Source organism: Lederbergia wuyishanensis (assembly GCF_022900255.1).
GTDB lineage: Bacteria > Bacillota > Bacilli > Bacillales > Bacillaceae_C > Lederbergia > Lederbergia wuyishanensis.
In genome coordinates this window covers 23,129-41,107 of record NZ_JALIRM010000013.1, presented here as the reverse complement: position 1 = coordinate 41,107, position 17,979 = coordinate 23,129, and the positions used below count along the sequence as shown (strand labels likewise).

The window sequence follows — 17,979 nt, the reverse complement described above, 5'->3', positions numbered from 1 at the left end:
ATTCTCGACGAAAACGAAAAGATGCTAGAATTCATCGAGAATTGAGGTGTAATTCTCGATGAAAACGAAATGATACTAGATTTCATCGAGAATAGGGGTGTAATTCTCGACAAAAACGAAAAGATGCAAGATTTCATCGAGAATAGGGGGTGAATTCTCGACGAAAACGAAAAGAAGTAAGATTTCATCGAGAATTAGGGTGTGATTCCCGACGAAAAGTCACATCCAAGAAATTCGTCTCTAATCAAAGTAGAATTCGCGAATAAATTTAGAAACCACTAAATTTATTCGCGAATCCGTCTGGAAATTACAATCATAAATTATAAAAACAAAAAGTCCCGCCACTAATTAATTTTTCTCTTAAACCTCTACTTCACTCATAATTGCATGTGTATTGTCCTCAGAATCCTTAAAAAATGCCATCCACGTTTCAACATTTCCCATTTTAGCGATTAGGTGAGGGTTGTCTATAAAGCTCACGCCTTTGTCCTGCAATTCTTCATATGTATCGTTGATGTTTTCAACTTGAAAATAAAGAACCGAACTTGGGTGGGCGAATTCCTCTTTCTCAGGGAGACTTAATAAAAGTCGAACTCCATTACATTCGAAGAAAGCCATTGTATCTGTGTTAAAAAGCATAGGAAGACCAAGGATATCCTTATAAAACTCTAATGCTCTATTAACATCTTTGACAGGTATACCAATTTGACCAACCTTCTGTATTTCAATGCTCATCACTTACTCACTCTCCCATTTTTTAACAAGCATAACATAAAAAAGAAAGGGATATGCCCCTTTCTAAAATAACAGTTATTTTTGTAAAGTTAGTTGTTTTTGTCCAGCACAAATGTTGGCTTTTACTCCGAATAAGGATGTTTTAGCAGTCCCTAGTATGTTACAACTCTTTTGTAAGCACCTCACTCTTTAATAAGCCATGTTTCACATTATTAAGAACCTAAATAATTAACAATAAACTTACTGCCATGACAGCCATACCACTAACTAATCCAAAAATGGATGTATGAGCTTCATCGTATTTTTTGGCAGCTGGTAATAAACCATCAAGTGAAATAAATACCATAATTCCAGCAACAGCTGAAAAAATAATCCCAAACATCACTTCGTTTAAAAAAGGCATTAATATAAGAAATGCCACTATGGCCCCGATTGGTTCTGACAAACCAGATAGAAAAGAAAGTTTGAATGCCCGTTTACGGTTTCCCGTTGCAAAATATACCGGTACTGCTACAGCAATTCCTTCTGGGATGTTATGGATGGCAATAGCGATAGCGATGGCAACCCCCAGTGCAGGGTCTTGTAAAGCTGCTGTAAAAGTTGCAATACCTTCTGGAAAATTATGAATCCCAATCGCTAGTGCCGTAAATGCACCCATTTTTAATAATGCATGATCGTTAAGACCATTTCCTTGTTTATCCATTTCTTCAACTTTTTTAAGCTCATGCGGATTACCTTGCTTTGGGACAAACTGATCGATTAAAGCAATCAGAAGCATTCCGGCGAAAAATCCACCAACAGTAGCCCAATTACCTTTTTCTACACCGAGAGCTAAGACGAGAGAATCCTTTGCTTTTACAAAAATTTCAATCATTGATACATAAATCATCACACCGGCTGAAAAACCTAAAGAGAAAGATAGAAATTTAGTATTTGTTGTGGATGTAAAAAGGGCAAACAGGCTTCCAATTCCAGTTGCTAATCCCGCAAATAGCGTTAATCCAAATGCAAGCAATATATTTTCTGTCATTCTTTGTACTCCCTCTAAGATTCATGTGGCAAACGCCTTTTATTTTTCTAATCTATGCAAAAAAAGTTGAAATGTTGCTATGAGGAAAAACTTTACGTGTAGGGCAAATTAGTTAACAATATCATACAATATTATTTCCCTTAATTGAATGGTGATTATTAAAAACAATGGAATTAATAGTTTGTGAGAATTGATTAATGATATATGGCTAAAGTCATATGTCTTTCATTGAATTGTAGAATTTGCATATGTATAATGGAGGTAGTGATGCATAATATGAGAAAGACCAGGTGTTGCAGCACCTGGTCAGGCAATCGCACACCGCAAGAAGAGCGGTTGACCTCAGAAGAACAAGAATGGCCGTCCAATCCTTTGGTCTAGGGGGACGGTCATTTCTTTTTAGAAATCATGACGACCATCGTAACTATGAATGTAAGGAAGGTAATCATCCCAACACAAAGCTGTATCATAAGACTCATCGATTCGAAAATCGTCATTGGCATCACCTCCTTTGGGAGAGTGGCCAACCGCCCGCCCTGCATATGCAATTACTATTTTTATCTTAACACAATCGGAACATACGTTCGAGTATTTAGAAAAAATAATTGTAAATAACTTTAATAACATATAATGTTGATTTCCATGTAGGATAGTTCTGAATTAATATCAAGATCTGCAAAGCATTGTAAATAAAAACCAGTTAACGTTAAATCATAATAATTGAGAGGAATTAAAAAATGCTGACATTTGAAGAAAAACAAGCGATTATCGAATCATTCCCCCAACTTTCAAAGAAGGAAGTGTCAATGAAGCGCTTGAATTATCACTTTGAAGAAAGTTTGTATGATAAAACAGTTGTTGTTTATCACCTGCATCCTAATGGAAACGGTTTTGTATATGTTGGAGATTTGCCTGCATATCAAGCAGATAATAAGGGTCTCGTAAATATTAGAGAGGTAACCGAAGAGGAACTTCGAAAAATAATAAAGGATTCTATTCAATATTTATCCGAAGATACCATGGAAAGTCTTGGAGAAATAAGTCCACAGGAATATGAATGGCGTAATGAAGAAGGACAGATCCTCGTATTAATACATGAAGACATGCTCTGGAATATTTACGCAGGTCTGAATCTTGTGGATAGTTTTGGCTCAAAAAAAGATGCTGAAACCTATCTGATAGAAGAAGGATTTAAGTCTTTTAAATAATTTGGTTAGACTAAATTCATGTTGAAGATCAAAACGAAGTCATTATTCAATGCCTTCATCCTCGTACTTCGAAAAGCAACTGAGAACCTTAATAAACAAATTACAGATGTAAACATTTCATAGGGAGCTAGTATGACTAGCTCCCTTCAATATGCTCTCCAATTGATACTGGTGGATTATTCCAGTATCTCTTTGTGTATATACTAATTATAATAAATATGAAAGCGCCACGTAAAATTCAAAAAAAGTTTTTATAAATAGTTGTAAACGATAACACATCGTTTTATAATGATATCGAAACGTTTCAACTACAAAAGTAATGGCGCTTCTTTTTTTCTTGCTATTAATAGAAACGTTTCGAATAAAAGTTTTGCCAGTTTTTTGAAACGTTTCAATTAAAAGGGGGAGGGTATTTGGTTACTTTAAAAGATGTAGCGAAACGCGCTGGAGTCAGTGTTTCGACGGCATCTTATTCCATAAATAACAGTCCACTCATTACAAACGATACGAAAGAAAAAGTACTTCATGCGGCAAAGGAAATTGGATATCGTCCAAATGGACTAGCAAAAAATTTAAAAGAACAGAAAACGAATATCATCGGACTATTTTTAAGTGGTTTTACAGGTCCGTTCTTTAATGACATGGTCGAAGGAATTCAAGATGTTGTCATGAAGAAAGAATATGAATTGGTTGTATGTGCGACAGCAGATACACACAGACTTCTTGTGGAAAGGTATGTCGATGGTGCCATCATACTAAATTACCACATGGAGGATGAACTATTAGAATCTTTGGCTAGTGAAAAACTACCTTGCGTGGTGCTTGACCGCGAGTTAAAAAACCCATACATAAAAAATGTTCTCCTTCCAAATGAAGAAGGCTCCGCTATAGCAGTTCGACATTTGAAGGAAAAAGGACACAAACGTATTGGTTTTATCGCTGGATCAGAAGCATCATATGACGGGGAAATGCGTTTAAAAGGTTTTAGAAGAGAAATGGTTAATCAAGGTTTGGAGTTTATAGAGAGAGACTTAATCCGAGCTGATTTTACCGAAATGAGCGGATATACCGCTATGAAAGACTTCCTGGCAAATGCAAATGAAGATTATCCAACAGCTATCATTTGTGCAAATGATGAAATGGCGATTGGTGCAATTAAAGCAATTCAAGAGAGTAAAAATAGAGTTCCAGACGATATAGCTGTTATCGGATTTGATGATATTTATATATCACATTTCTTTAACCCTTCATTAACAACTATTAGTGTACCTAGGAAACAATGGGGAATAACAGCCGCTAATACATTATTTAAAATGTTGGAACAGAATTTTGAATTTGAGCCAGAACAATTAAAAGTAGAACTAATGAGCCGAAATTCAGGCTAATAATCAAGTGAAATCTAGTATGGGCCAACCCATCTATTTCAATAAAAGAATGATTAAAAATTAGGAGAGATCATTTATGAAAAAACTGTTATCGATTTTAGCAGTGTTAGCACTTATGTTTACTTTGGTTGCTTGCTCTAATTCCAAAGAAACAGGAAAAGAAAAAGATGCAAAAGGCAATGATGCACCTGCAGAAAAACAAGAAAATGTAACACTTCATTATGCAAACTGGGCTCTTGGAACAGAAGAAGAGCAAAATTTAGAGCGTCTTATGCTTAAAGCGTTCCAAGAAGAGCATCCCAATATTAAGATTGAAGTTTTTGAAGTAGCGGGAGATTGGAATGAAGCATTATCGACTGCAGCAAGTGCAGGGGAAATGCCAGATGTATTTAGCATTTCGCAATTACCATTAGCACTTTCTAATGATTGGCTATTAGATTTAACTGAATTAACAGCAGCTGATACAGATTTCGAAAATGTTCCTGAAGTTGTTCGTCAATCTGCAAAATTTAATGATAAAGTCGTAGCTGTACCAAACGCACAACACTTTTTAGGCTACTTTGTAAACAAGGATTTATTTAATAAAGCAAACCTTGATTATCCTGAAATGGGAGTTTCGATTGAAGATTTTACAAAAGCTGTAAAAGATGTAACGAACGTTAACGAAGGCACAGTAGGACTTACAAATCCATTCTCTATCCCTGATTGGTATCCAGCAGCGGCTAATCCTGATATGGGTTGGTACACATATAAAGATGGACAATATTCACTTGATAGTAAAGAATTCATTGCTGGTGTAAACTTAGCAAAAGAAATTACGACAAATGGATATGCATATGAAGTACTAACTGATGACCAAAAAGCTAATTTCAATGGTGAAGATCCAACGCAAGTATGGTTAAACGGTGGAACTGGTATCCATTGGGACGGTTCTTGGGCGATTTCAAGCTTAACTGAAAATGCTAGCTTTGAATTTGATTTCATTGGCATCCCTGGTGGAAAAACGGTTATTACAAATGACTTGCTTGGAATCTCTAAGTCTACTAAGCACGCAGAAGAAGCATACTTGTTTGCTAAATATATGTCATTTGGTAAAGACGGATTCATGAAACGTATGGAAATCGCAGATAAAGAAGGAAAAACAGTTAATACATTACCTGTGAACACTGATCCAGAAATTCTTGATGAGTACTTCTCACAACTAAATGTACCTGGTGTACGTAAGGCATATGATCATCTTGACGAAGCAATCTTAGAACCAGTTAAAACAGTTCCAGGATATGTTCAATCTAGATGGGAAGCTCCAACAGGCGTCAAAGTTGGAGATAATGAAAATGCGAATATGGCTCTAATGATAGAAAGCTTTGTAAAAGGCAACTTAAAAGTAGAAGACTATGCAGCACAATTAAATCAATTAGCAAATGAAAAAAGTAAGGAAGCAGTAGAGGCTTTAAAATAAAGCCACATCACTAGGAGGTATATAGTATGAAGACGAAAATAATGATTAGTTTGGCATTAATATGGCTATTAGTTGTTCCAAATGGAATGACACTCGCTAAAGAGGACATTTCTAAGGACCAAACAATCGAAAATGTCGTTGAACAACGCTATCATACCGTCCTAGAACAATGGAGAGAAACTGGAGTAAAGGACGCCTCAAATTTTGAGGCGTCTATCTCTCCGTCTAACTTTAAAGATGTTAAAGAGGATGAACTACTAACTGCTGAAGACAGCAAGGACTATGGGGATCGTGTCTTCTATTGGCATAATCAAGCATTATCATTTAATGTAATAGCGCCAGAAGATGGTTTATATGAAATCTCTTTTGACTACTATCCAATTAGTAAAGAGGTTGTTCCAATAGAGGGTTCAATCCTCGTTAATGGTGAATATCCATTTTACGAGAGTAGAAGAATCGTATTTCCTCTTAAATGGAAAAATGTAACTGATACATTTGATACAGATCGTTTCGGCAATGAAATAATTCCGAACCAAGAAGTTATTCCAGAATGGAGTACTGTCCGTGCGCTAGATGCAAGTAATCTCCAACCTGATCCGTTAAAATATCATCTGAAAAAAGGTAAGAATGAGATCACACTGACTCACTTAAAAGGTGAAATGTTAATTGGAAATGTAACTGTACATTCTCCGACTAAATTAATCTCCTATAAAGATTATCTACAAAACAATAAAAATGATAAAAAAGTTAATTCATTGATCATCCAAGAGGCAGAACAAGGATATACAAAAAATAGTTCCTATATTCGACCTGTAGCTACTACTGGTTCATCGGTTGTTCCGAATAATCCAAAATACATGGTATTAAATACTCTTGGCGGCGACTCCTGGCGAGAGAGTGGACAACGTGTGAATTGGAACGTTTCAATAGCGGAAGATGGATATTATAAGCTCACATTTAAAGTTTTACAAAAGAAAGAGACAGGCGGTACAGTTTTCAGGAAGCTATTGATTGATGGAAAAATTCCATTTAGCGAAGCAGCATTAATCCCATTTGAATTCAATAAGAAATGGGTAAATGCAACACTTAAGGATGAAAAAAATGATCCGTATTTATTCTATTTAACAAAAGGAAATCATGAGATTTCTCTAGAAGCAGATGCTTCGCCTGTAGAAAGATCAATTTTTACGATAAATGAAGTCATTAAGGAAATGCAGGAATTCGCTCTTTCTATTAAAAAATTAACGGGAAATCAAAATGACCGTTCAAGAGGATGGAAGATCAAGGAGTATTTTCCTGATGCTGAAGATAAATTAGATGGTTGGGCAAATCGCCTTGAAGAAGAGAGTAAATATCTCACTGATTTGAATAAGGGAAACCAATCTAAAGATATTGTTTCCTTGAATATGGCAGTGAAAAAATTACGGTCGTTAAATATGAAGCCGAATGAAATTCCGAATCGATTGACAGAGTTAACGGAAGGATCATCTTCGGTGGCTCAATTACTCGGAAACCTATTATTAGAATTGCCAAAGCAGCCATTACTAGTGGACCGTTTTTATGTTCACGGGGAAAATAAATTACCTGCTCCAACTCCAGGCTTTTTTGCGAATACATGGAATGGAATGCAACGTTTTATTCAGTCGTTTTCGGCGGGCAACTATTCTGCATCAAGTGCAGATGATCAAACGATCGAAATATGGGTCAACCGTCAGCGTCAATATGTAGACATTATCCAAAATCTAGCAGATCAGAATTTCACACCGAAAACTGGGATAAAGGTGAAATTTTCAATTATGCCAGATGAAGGAAAATTAATCTTAGCGAGTGCTGCCAATAATCAGCCAGATGTTGCAATTGGAATTAGTAACTGGTTGCCTTATGAATTGTCGATCCGTGGAGCAGCGGTTGATTTGCATGAGTTTAGTGATTTTGAAACATATAGTAAACAATTTTCACCTGGAGCATTTCTGCCGCTTATGATTGATGATTCCGTATATGCGTTGCCGGAAACACAGGACTTTTATGTGCAATTTTATCGGAAGGATATCCTTAATGCACTACATGTCCCTGTACCTGACACTTGGGACGACGTTGTAAAAATCTTGCCTGAACTCCAAAGATTTGGGATGAATTACTATACTCCTATTGCTGGAGCAGGTGGGTTCAAGTCATTCCAAACTACAGCTCCGTTTATATATCAATTTCATGGAGATTTGTATGAGGAAGACGGAATGCGAACGGCTATTGGTGAAGAAGAGTCACTAAAAGCAATAGAATTTATGGCTAAGTTAAATACGATTTATAGCATGCCAATGCAAGTTCCTAATTTTTATAACCATTTCCGTTATTCAACGTTACCAATAGGGATTGCCAATTTTTCGACATACGTTCAATTAACCGCAGCCGCTCCGGAAATTGCGGGATGGTGGGATATTTCTCCATATCCAGGTATCAAACAATCAGACGGAACGGTAGAGAGATGGGCAACAGGGTCCGGGCAATCGGCGATGATTTTTAAAGGAACGAAAGACCGTGATAAATCATGGGAGTTTCTAAAATGGTGGATGTCTACGGATACACAGGTAGATTTTGCTTCAACCTTACAGACGTTGTATGGTCCAGAGTATATGTGGAATTCTGCAAATCTTGAAGCATTCAAACAGCTCCCTTGGCCAGAGGAACATAAAGAGACCATTTTAAAACAATGGGAGTATTTACAAGAAGTACCTAAAACACCAGGAGCTTATATGGTGGAAAGGGAATTGAGTAATATTTGGAACCGGATTGTCTTTGATGGGGAAAATCCACGATCGGCAGTAGATGATTCCGTCATTGCCATTAATCGTGAAATTAGCCGGAAAATGGAGGAGTTTGGCTATATGAAAAATGGAAAGATGGTCAAACCTTATCACATTCCTTCCATTGATCAAGTGAAGAGTTGGGCAGGCGAAGAAAATGAAGATTAAGAAGAAAGTGGATTGGTCACATTGGACCTTCCTTGCACCGTATATCATACTATTTACCGCGTTCATTATTATCCCGGTAGTCGCAGCAATCTATTTATCGTTTACGTACTTTAATGCGATTCAAGCTCCTTCCTTTATTGGATTGAGCAATTACGTCAGTATCCTTACCCAGGATCAAGTATTTATGCAAGTTGTTTTACCAAATACATTGACGTTTGCGTTGATCGTTGGTCCAGGCGGATATCTTCTTTCATTTATTCTTGCCTGGGCTCTCGCTCAAGTTCCGAAAACGATGAGAACGATTCTAGCGTTAATTATTTATTCTCCATCGATGACAGCTGGGGTAGCAATGGCTGTTGTGTGGACGATTATTTTTAGTGGGGATGAAACAGGTTATTTAAACAGTATTTTAATTACAATGGGAGTACTCTTTGAACCTATTCAATGGCTGCAATCTCCTCACTTCTTAATGAAGATTATGATTTTCGTAACTTTATGGGGAAGTATGGGAGTAGGGTTCTTGGCGATGCTGTCAGGTGTATTAAATATAGACAGCGAAATATATGAAGCTGGATATATTGATGGAATTAAAAATCGTTTTCAAGAAGTCATCTATATTACGATTCCATCCATGAGACCACAAATGTTATTCGGGGCAGTTATGGCCGTCGTGGGAACTTTCCAAGCAGGTGCTATCGGTGTAGCACTATCTGGTGCAAACCCGACACCACAGTATGCAGGGCAGCTAATGGTAAACCATCTAGAGGATTATGGATTTATCCGTTACGAAATGGGATATGCAGCAGCCATTTCAGTCGTATTATTGCTTGTGGTTTATGCATTCTCAAAATTTGCTTGGAAGTTATTTGGAGAAAAAGATTAAGTAGAGCAAATCCGCCAAGGCGTCATTGATCAAGGAGGGAACAATATGTCCGCCTTTCAAGGTACAAAGATAAACCCGACAAAGTTTCATAAGAGTCAGTTGAAGTTCTATGCATTTTTAGTACCACTGGCAATATTTATGGCTTTGCCGATCATTTATATTATATTTCATGCTTTTAAACCAATTGATGAGTTATTCGCCTATCCACCACGTTTTTTTGTACAAAAGCCAACGTTCCAAAACTTTGTTGACTTGTTTGCACAAACGAACGCGTCAGGTATTCCAATATCTCGCTATTTATTTAATAGTATTGTTGTAACCATTATTGTTGTGTTTTTAACGATTTTATTCAGCACAATGGCTGGATACGCGTTATCAAAGAAAAACTTCTTATTGAAAAAAACCATTTTTGAAATTAATACACTTGCATTAATGTTCGTACCTGCAGCTGTAGCCATTCCAAGATATTTATTAATAGAAAAAATTGGATTGATAAATTCATTTTGGGTTCATATTCTACCACTTTTGGCAATGCCAATCGGATTATTTTTGGTGAAGCAGTTCATCGATCAGATTCCAAATGAACTAGTAGAAGCAGCTAGGATGGATGGTGCTTCGGATTTCAGAATTTATGCAACGATCATCATTCCGCTTATAAAACCAGCAATCGCTACGGTAGCGATTTTGTCCTTCCAAACGGTTTGGAACAATATTGAAACTTCTACACTTTATGTGAATGATGAAGGGTTAAAGACGTTTTCATTTTATATGTCGACCCTAGCTTCACAGGTAACAGGTGGTAATACAGTTGCTGGTCAAGGAATCGCAGCAGCAGCTTCTTTAATTATGTTCCTACCTAATTTAATTATCTTTATCATTTTACAAAGTCAAGTCATGAATACAATGGCGCACTCAGGAATCAAGTAAGAAAGGGGGAGGAAAATGCAGCAATTTTTCAAAGTTATTATATGTGCATCGATTTTCGTCCTTTTTCCCTTTCTGACGGTTGCCTCGGCATCTGCCCCATATAAAACATTAACCGTATCACCAAGTGGGGAATTGATCGAGACACAAACAGCGTACGAACCGCTCGGGCGCTTATTTACTGGTGCGGATATCGTTAATCCAGAAGATATTTTTATAGACGATAATGGCTCTATATATGTAGTGGATTCAGGAACGAAAAAGGTACTTATTGCAAACTCCAAAGGTGATGTTGTAGCTGAAATTGGTGCTGGAATCTTTGGAGTACCTAAAGGTGTATTTGTAGACGAGCAAGGCGATATATATGTAGCGGATTATGAAAAGGAAAAGGTCTTTCGCTTTTCAAGTAAAGGAGACCTAAAACAAGAATACGGAAAGCCCGACTCTCCTTTATTTGGAAGTAAATCGCCATATAAACCACAAAAAGTAGCTGTTGACCGAAGAGGCAATATTTATGTCATCGGGGAAGGTTCGACGAATGGAATGATGCAGCTAAGCCATGAGGGAGAATTCCTAGGCTACTATGGAGTTAATCGTACTGAGGTTTCCTTATCTGCTGTCATTCGAAACTTGATCGCTTCTGAGAAACAAAAAGCCTCTTTATTTATGAAAACACCACCTGCTCCAGACAATTTAGCGATTGATAAAGAAGGTTTGATCTATTCCGTCACACAAGGAACAAGAACGGAAGTCATCAAAAAATTGAATGTGGCTGGACAGAATATGTTGCATCCATACATTTTAGATGATGCCAATTTAGTGGACATCACGGTCGATGCAAACGGGAATATGTTTGTTATTGATGCTTATGGGAATATTTTTGAATTCGATAGCTATGGTAATTTTTTATTCATCTTTGGTGGAAAAGATGATGGAACTAATAGGCTAGGTTTATTTAAACAACCTAGTGGGATAGCAGTTGACCGATTCGGAAGACTTTATGTATCAGATAAAGAGACTGGTATGATACAAGTTTTTGAGTCTACTGCCTTTTCAAATCTAGTGCACGAAGGGATTGCTTTATACAAGGACGGTCTTTATGTTCAAAGTCAGAAATACTGGGAATCTGTTCTTTCGTTAAATTCTTCTTTCGGACTTGCTCATACAGCGATGGGAAAAGCGTATTACAAGCAACAGAAATATGATGAAGCACTGGCCGAATATAAGCTTGCTGAAGATGTAGTTGGATATTCTGACTCATTCTGGGAAGTTCGTCATGCTTGGATGCAAAAGCATCTTGAAAAAATACTTGTCATTGGGTTTATGCTTATTGCTTTATATTACATTGCCAAATTCTTAGATAAAAAGAAAAATATTTTTGGTGGTTTCCGTCGTCTTTGGGGCAATGTTAAAAAGAGAAAACTTATATCACAGATACTCTTTTTATTCCGTTTCTTTAGGCATCCGATAGATAGTTTTTATGATTTACAGAGGATGGGTAAAGCATCCGTATCATCAGCAACAGTTTTATATGTATTTTTATTTATCGCATATTTAATTCAACGATTTCAAACAGGTTTCATTTTCTCTTCATATCGAAGCGATGAAACAAATGTATTATACGAATTTGCGATCATCTTCGTTCCGCTTCTCGCTTTTATCATCGTTAACTATTTAGTGAGTACAATTAATGATGGAGAAGGAAGATTTAAAGATATTTATATCGGAACGATATATTCACTCGCACCATATTTAGTATTTATTCTTCCTCTTACATTGTTGTCCAATGTTCTAAGCGGAAATGAATACTTCGTATATTTGTTCTCAATAAGGATTATTTACGCTTGGTGCTTAGTAATATTATTTATCATGATTAAAGAGATTCATAACTATTCCATTTCGGAAACGATCAGAAATATATTGGTTACGTTGTTCGGAATGGCGATTTTACTACTAGTCATATTCATTATTTTCGTCTTAATGGATCAAGTGTATGACTTTGTTTATTCCATCGTAAAGGAGGCCTTGCTGCGTGTTTAAAAAATGGATGTTTGCAGTTGCTGTCATGATATTACCCGTATTAATCATTGCAAATCACTCATTTGGCGCTAAATCAGACGAGACGGTTGAAACGTTGGATTTAAGCGATCATACGATTAGATATTCTTCTGCTCAGTTTACTCAACCGGAGTCGGAGAGCCAGCAAGAAATCAAGCAGGATTCTTCTTTCGAGGGATATACAAAGGCAGCTGAAAGCAATGATTTAATTCTGTTTGTAAATGAAAAGTCACTAGCGATTAAGTTGCAAAATAAGAAAACCGGATATGTCTGGGGATCTGGTTTGGATCACCCAGAAAACTACAGATTGAATAAAACATGGGAACAAATTGTTCAATCCGCGGTTACCGTTGACTATACTGATCGCCAAGGAAAACTAAGAACCGAAAGTATATTAACAAATGATTCTACTCCTAATGTAAAACTTTCGGATAATGGTTTCAGTGCGGACGTATTTTTATTTCAATCTAAGCTTAAATTCACGTTTGATGTGCAGCTAAAAGGAAATGAATTAGAGATTTCAATTCCTCAGGAAAAACTGAAAGAAGATAAACGCAATAAGCTTGTGTCGATCCAAATCTATCCTTTTTTAGGAGCAGTAAATGAAAACGACGTTCAGGGCTATATGTTTATTCCTGATGGAAGCGGAGCGCTCATTCGTTTTGAAAAAAGTGCGAAGTCAGCGGGAACACCTTTTGTAGGATCTATATTTGGAATAGATGAAGGTATTAAACATAAAACGAAGTCAAGCGAAGAGGTCGTCCCAGTCCAACAAATTAAAATGCCTGTTTTCGGTGCAGTACATGGGGTTAAACAAAATGGATTTATCGCCATTGTTGAAGAGGGCTACTCTTTTGGAGATATCACCGCCTATCCTGCTGGCGCTTCAACTGATTTTAATCGTGTATCGTCGAAGTTCAATTACCGATATGAGTATTATCAGCCAACAAGTAAAAGCATGAATGGTATGAATGTGTACCAAAAAGAACTGAATAAAATGGACGTAAAGTTAAAGTACATCTTTTTAAGTAATGAAGATGCTGATTACGTCGGAATGGCTAAATCGTATCAAAACTATTTAATCGATAAAAAGCTTTTAACAAAGCAAGAAGACCAAGCGAATGTCCGTTTAGAATTTTTCGGCGGTGAAATGAAAAAAGGTCTACTTTGGAATAAAGTTATACCGATGACAACAATTGACCGTATTCCTTATTTCACAAGTGAATTAAGGAAAAATGGCGTTGAAGATATGTTTGTTGTGTATAAAGGTTGGTCAGATGGAGGATTGACAGGATCACTTCCTGGTAAATTCCCAATGGAAAGTAAACTAGGGAGTAAAAAGGATACAAAAGCGGTTGTTGATACTTTGAAAAAAGACAATATCTTAATGTATTTTTACACTGACTACACGAAGGCCTATGAAGGAGCTTCAGGATTTTCCGGAAGTAAAGATGTTGCTAAAAAGATTAGTTCTGAAACAATTTCCCATAAGGAAAATGATCTCACTTCCTATTATTTATCGCCTAAAAAGTCACTCGAGATCGCGAAAAAAGATCGTAAAAACTACGATGCCTACGGAATGGAAAACCTTGCTGTCGACTCCAGTGGTTTTACGTTATTTTCTGATTTTAGTAAATCCGGAAAGCAAACTAGGTTGGAAACGATGGAAACATATAAAGATATCTTTTCTTATTTAAATGAAAGTGTTGGAAAAACAGCGCTTTATGAGCCGAGTGTATACGCGTGGGCAGACACAGATAAATATTTGGATATCCCGATGAATTCATCGAATTATATGTTCGAAACAGATACTGTGCCATTTATGCAAATCGTATTGAAAGGGTATATCCCGTATTACGCGCCGTTTACAAATTTTAATTCAAATCAGGAAGATCAGTTACTACGTATGATTGAGTACGGAGCATACCCATCCTTCTTATTGACGGAAGAGCCTTCACACCTACTGGCAAAAACACCTTCTAAAAATGTGTATACGTCAGAGTTTAAGGTTTGGAAGGACGATATTATAAAACAATATAAACAAATACAGGAAACACTTGGACAAGTAGAATCAGCAACCATTGAAAGCAGAAAGGTTCCGGAAAGTGGCATTGTTGAAGTAACGTATTCAAATGGAAAGACGCTAATCGTCAATTATACGAATTCAACATACAAGCAAGACGGAGTTGAAGTTAGCGCAAAAGGTTTTTCTGTGATTGACAAGGGGGGAGAGCAGTGAAACTAAGGGGACTAAAAGCTAAACATAGTATGACTGGATGGTTATTTGTTTCACCCTGGATCATTGGTTTTTCAATTTTCACTGCTATTCCTTTGTTTTATTCTTTGTATTTAAGTTTTCAAAAGGTAAAAATTACGACTAGCGGAGTTCAAACTACGTATGTGAAGTTTGAAAACTATAAATATGCGTTTGGCGTCGATGCCATTTTTGTTGATAAACTAACAAGCTATTTAAAGGAACTTATCATTTCAGTTCCAATCATTATCGTATTCTCTTTGATCATTGCTTTGCTGTTAAACCAGAAAGTGAAGTTCCGTGGAATGTTCCGGACAATTTTCTTTCTTCCGGTTATCATTTCAAGTGGTCCAGTTATAAAGGAACTTATCGATCAAGGCGTCACAACAATTCCAACCATTGAAAAATACGCGATTTATGAAGCATTAAATGCGAATCCAGAAGGCTTTGTTAATGGAATACTTTTGTATTTGATTAAAAACTTAATTGTTATTCTTTGGTTTTCAGGTGTGCAGATTTTGATATTCCTTGCAGCTTTGCAAAAAATGGATAGTCAGACTTATGAAGCTGCATCTATCGACGGTGCATCACCATGGGAATGTTTTTGGAAGCTAACTTTACCTAGTTTAGCACCTATGATTCTCGTAAATATCATTTATACAATCGTGACGTATTCAATATTTTCACTGAACCCTGTCATCGAACATATACAGAAAAACATGTTTAGAGTAGACACTGGTTTCGGTTATGCGTCAGCATTATCATGGATCTATTTCGTCATTATTACTATTGCACTTGCACTCACCGTTGGCGCTATGACGTTGAAAAGGAAAAAAAGTTATGCTTAGTAAAAGATTGAGAAGTTCGGCTCTGTGAACTACCTCTAAAAAGGAAGGGTTCAATGTGCAAAAAATAGAAAATCATTATTTAAAAGCTAAAAAGTGGCTCTTAGGTATGCGCGGAAATGATGGCTTCCTATTAAAGGTTCTCATATATGGTTTGTTGATTGGAATCGGATTTGTTTACTTATTCCCGCTTTTACACATGGGGATATATAGTATTAAAAGTTTGGATGATATTTTAAATCCGCTTGTGAATTGGATTCCGACTCAATTTTACCTAGGGAATTATGTGAAAGCGAATCAAGTATTGAACTTTTTCCCTGTATTACTCGAGACTTTATATGTAACTGTCCTGCCTTCCGTCGCACAAACAGCTGTGGCAGCGGTTGTCGGATATGGGCTAGCACGCTTTAATTTTCGAGGGAAAAATATTTTATTCGTACTCGTATTGGCGACATTTCTTATACCGCCTCAAGTTACGCTCATTCCAAGATATATATTTTTTAAAGAGCTAGATATATTAGGCAGCTTGAATGCATTCATGCTTCCTGCTTTATCTGGCCAAGGAATTAATAGCGCCATTTTCATTCTAATCTTTTATCAGTTTTTTAGAATGTTGCCAAAATCATTAGAAGAAGCGGCGCAAATTGATGGAGCGGGTCACCTGAGAATCTTTTTTACAATTGCGATTCCTATGGCTGTTCCTGCAATTATCATTTCATTCCTATTTTCTTTCGTATGGTATTGGAATGAAACGTATTTAGCATCGATTTATTTTGGAAAAGAATTGACGACACTACCATTACAGCTTCAGAAATTCGTAGCATCTTATCAAAAAATGTTCCCGGCTGGCATGGAGGGAAGTGTCAACCAAATTAACGAAGGAATTAGGATGGCGGGTACTCTACTGTCTATCTTGCCGTTATTAATTGTTTATTTTATTACACAAAAATGGTTTGTCGAAGGTGTAGACCGAACAGGAATAACCGGAGAATAATAGTTTGAAGGGAAGAACATCATGGAAAAGCCTAATATTTTGGACTTAGAAGCAAAAGGATGCTTTGATTTCTTTTGGAACGAAGCAAATTCGGATAAAAATTCTGATGGTTACGGATTAATTCTTGACCAGTCTGGAAATAAGCAAGTAGCAAGTATAGCAGCAGTTGGATTCGGTTTGACTGCTATTGTTATCGGAATTGAAAGAGGATGGATTACTCGTGAAGAAGGATACGAGCGTACAAAAGGAACGCTTGAAACTTTTCTTAACCATGTGGAACACGAAGAAGGCTTCTTTTATCACTTTTTGAATATGAAGACGGCGAAAAAGAATGAGACATTCCACGATTGTGCTTCCATCATTGATACAACATTATTTTTAAACGGAGCTATCACGTCTGCTGAGTATTTTGAAGGTGAAATAAAAGAACTATTTGAAAATATTTACGAGCGTATAGACTGGACAATTTATTATGATGAAAGTGTAAACCAGTATTATATGGGTTATGACCCTGAAAGAGGAGGCTTCCATCACTGGGAAACGTATGCTGAGCAAATGACTCAGTATGTGCTTGGTGTTGCTTCGCCTACACATCCTGTTCCAGTAAAAATCTACGACGGATTTGAAAGAAAAACTGCAAAATACGGTCCATACGAATATATAAACGCGCCAGGTGGAGCATTGTTCGTACACCAATTTTCACATGCGTTCATTGATTTTAAAAAGGTTTTGGATAAGGATGGAACGGACTGGTACGAGAATTCAGTGCAAGCTTCATTAGCAAGTCGTCACTATAGCATTGAAAATCCGAACGGTCGGAAAACGTATCACGAAAATGCGTGGGGCTTAACTGCATGTGCGTCTCCAAATGGATATATTGTACCGGGAACTCCGCCATTTTATCCGAACGTGAATCCAAACAATGAAGGAACGGTTCCTCCATGTGGAGCGGCGGGTTCGATTGTTTTTACTCCTGAAGAATCGATTGCAGCTTTAGATTATTACTATGAAAACCATCCACAATTATGGGGACCATATGGTTTCTGGGATGCCTACAATTTGGATGTAGAGCCAGCGTGGTATGCAGAGCATGTCATCGGGATTGATAAAGGAATTACGCTTCTAATGATTGAAAACTACAGATCTGGACTCGTGTGGGATTTATATATGAAAAACAAATATGTTCAGCGCGGAATTGAAATGCTTGGTTGGAAAAAAAGAGAAGCCTGAGGTGC

Annotated in this window: 14 protein-coding genes; 11 read left to right on the top strand and 3 right to left on the bottom strand. The window is 36.8% G+C overall.

What is annotated here, in order from left to right; translation table 11 throughout:
• Positions 1-360 precede the first annotated feature (360 nt).
• From MT489_RS17195 to MT489_RS22360, 3 genes are all read right to left on the bottom strand, one after another.
• A complete protein-coding gene (locus MT489_RS17195; RefSeq protein WP_280518691.1) occupies positions 361-735 on the bottom strand; it encodes a VOC family protein in 375 nt (124 codons plus the stop codon).
• A 220-nt stretch (positions 736-955) separates the two neighbouring features.
• Positions 956-1,765: a zinc transporter ZupT gene (gene zupT, locus MT489_RS17190; RefSeq protein WP_244682802.1), complete on the bottom strand. Its 810-nt coding sequence runs from the start codon at positions 1,763-1,765 to the stop codon at positions 956-958.
• A 389-nt stretch (positions 1,766-2,154) separates the two neighbouring features.
• Positions 2,155-2,262: a putative holin-like toxin gene (locus tag MT489_RS22360; protein ID WP_325167455.1), complete on the bottom strand. Its 108-nt coding sequence runs from the start codon at positions 2,260-2,262 to the stop codon at positions 2,155-2,157.
• A gap of 240 nt (positions 2,263-2,502) precedes the next feature.
• On the opposite strand from MT489_RS22360, the gene MT489_RS17185 reads away from it, so the two are divergent.
• From MT489_RS17185 to MT489_RS17135, 11 genes are all read left to right on the top strand, one after another.
• Positions 2,503-2,973 (top strand): hypothetical protein, encoded by a 471-nt coding sequence (locus MT489_RS17185; protein ID WP_244682801.1) that lies wholly within the window; start codon positions 2,503-2,505, stop codon positions 2,971-2,973.
• Positions 2,974-3,386: 413 nt separating this feature from the next.
• Entirely contained in the window at positions 3,387-4,358 is a 972-nt protein-coding gene (locus MT489_RS17180) for a LacI family DNA-binding transcriptional regulator (RefSeq protein ID WP_244682800.1), read from the top strand.
• Between the two features lie 76 nt (positions 4,359-4,434).
• A complete protein-coding gene (locus MT489_RS17175) occupies positions 4,435-5,817 on the top strand; it encodes an ABC transporter substrate-binding protein (RefSeq protein ID WP_244682799.1) in 1,383 nt (460 codons plus the stop codon).
• Between the two features lie 26 nt (positions 5,818-5,843).
• Positions 5,844-8,786 (top strand): extracellular solute-binding protein, encoded by a 2,943-nt coding sequence (locus tag MT489_RS17170; RefSeq protein WP_244682798.1) that lies wholly within the window; start codon positions 5,844-5,846, stop codon positions 8,784-8,786.
• Positions 8,776-9,669, top strand: coding sequence for a carbohydrate ABC transporter permease (locus MT489_RS17165; RefSeq protein ID WP_244682797.1), 894 nt, complete (start codon positions 8,776-8,778; stop codon positions 9,667-9,669). The genes MT489_RS17170 and MT489_RS17165 overlap by 11 nt, the downstream gene beginning before the upstream one ends.
• Before the next feature lie 45 nt (positions 9,670-9,714).
• Entirely contained in the window at positions 9,715-10,596 is an 882-nt protein-coding gene (locus MT489_RS17160; protein WP_244682796.1) for a carbohydrate ABC transporter permease, read from the top strand.
• Between the two features lie 15 nt (positions 10,597-10,611).
• On the top strand, positions 10,612-12,633 hold the full coding sequence (locus MT489_RS17155; protein ID WP_244682795.1) for a YIP1 family protein: 2,022 nt from the start codon (positions 10,612-10,614) through the stop codon (positions 12,631-12,633).
• Positions 12,626-14,890, top strand: coding sequence for a DUF5696 domain-containing protein (locus MT489_RS17150; protein WP_244682794.1), 2,265 nt, complete (start codon positions 12,626-12,628; stop codon positions 14,888-14,890). The genes MT489_RS17155 and MT489_RS17150 overlap by 8 nt, the downstream gene beginning before the upstream one ends.
• The gene (locus MT489_RS17145) at positions 14,887-15,753 is read left to right on the top strand and encodes a carbohydrate ABC transporter permease (protein ID WP_244682793.1); all 867 of its coding nucleotides are present in this window, start codon (positions 14,887-14,889) and stop codon (positions 15,751-15,753) included. The genes MT489_RS17150 and MT489_RS17145 overlap by 4 nt, the downstream gene beginning before the upstream one ends.
• Positions 15,754-15,808: 55 nt before the next feature.
• Positions 15,809-16,744 carry a carbohydrate ABC transporter permease gene (locus MT489_RS17140; RefSeq protein ID WP_244682792.1) on the top strand — a complete coding sequence of 312 codons (936 nt, stop codon included), beginning with the start codon at positions 15,809-15,811 and terminating at the stop codon, positions 16,742-16,744.
• 21 nt (positions 16,745-16,765) lie between these two features.
• Positions 16,766-17,974 carry a glucoamylase family protein gene (locus tag MT489_RS17135; protein WP_244682791.1) on the top strand — a complete coding sequence of 403 codons (1,209 nt, stop codon included), beginning with the start codon at positions 16,766-16,768 and terminating at the stop codon, positions 17,972-17,974.
• Positions 17,975-17,979 lie beyond the last annotated feature (5 nt).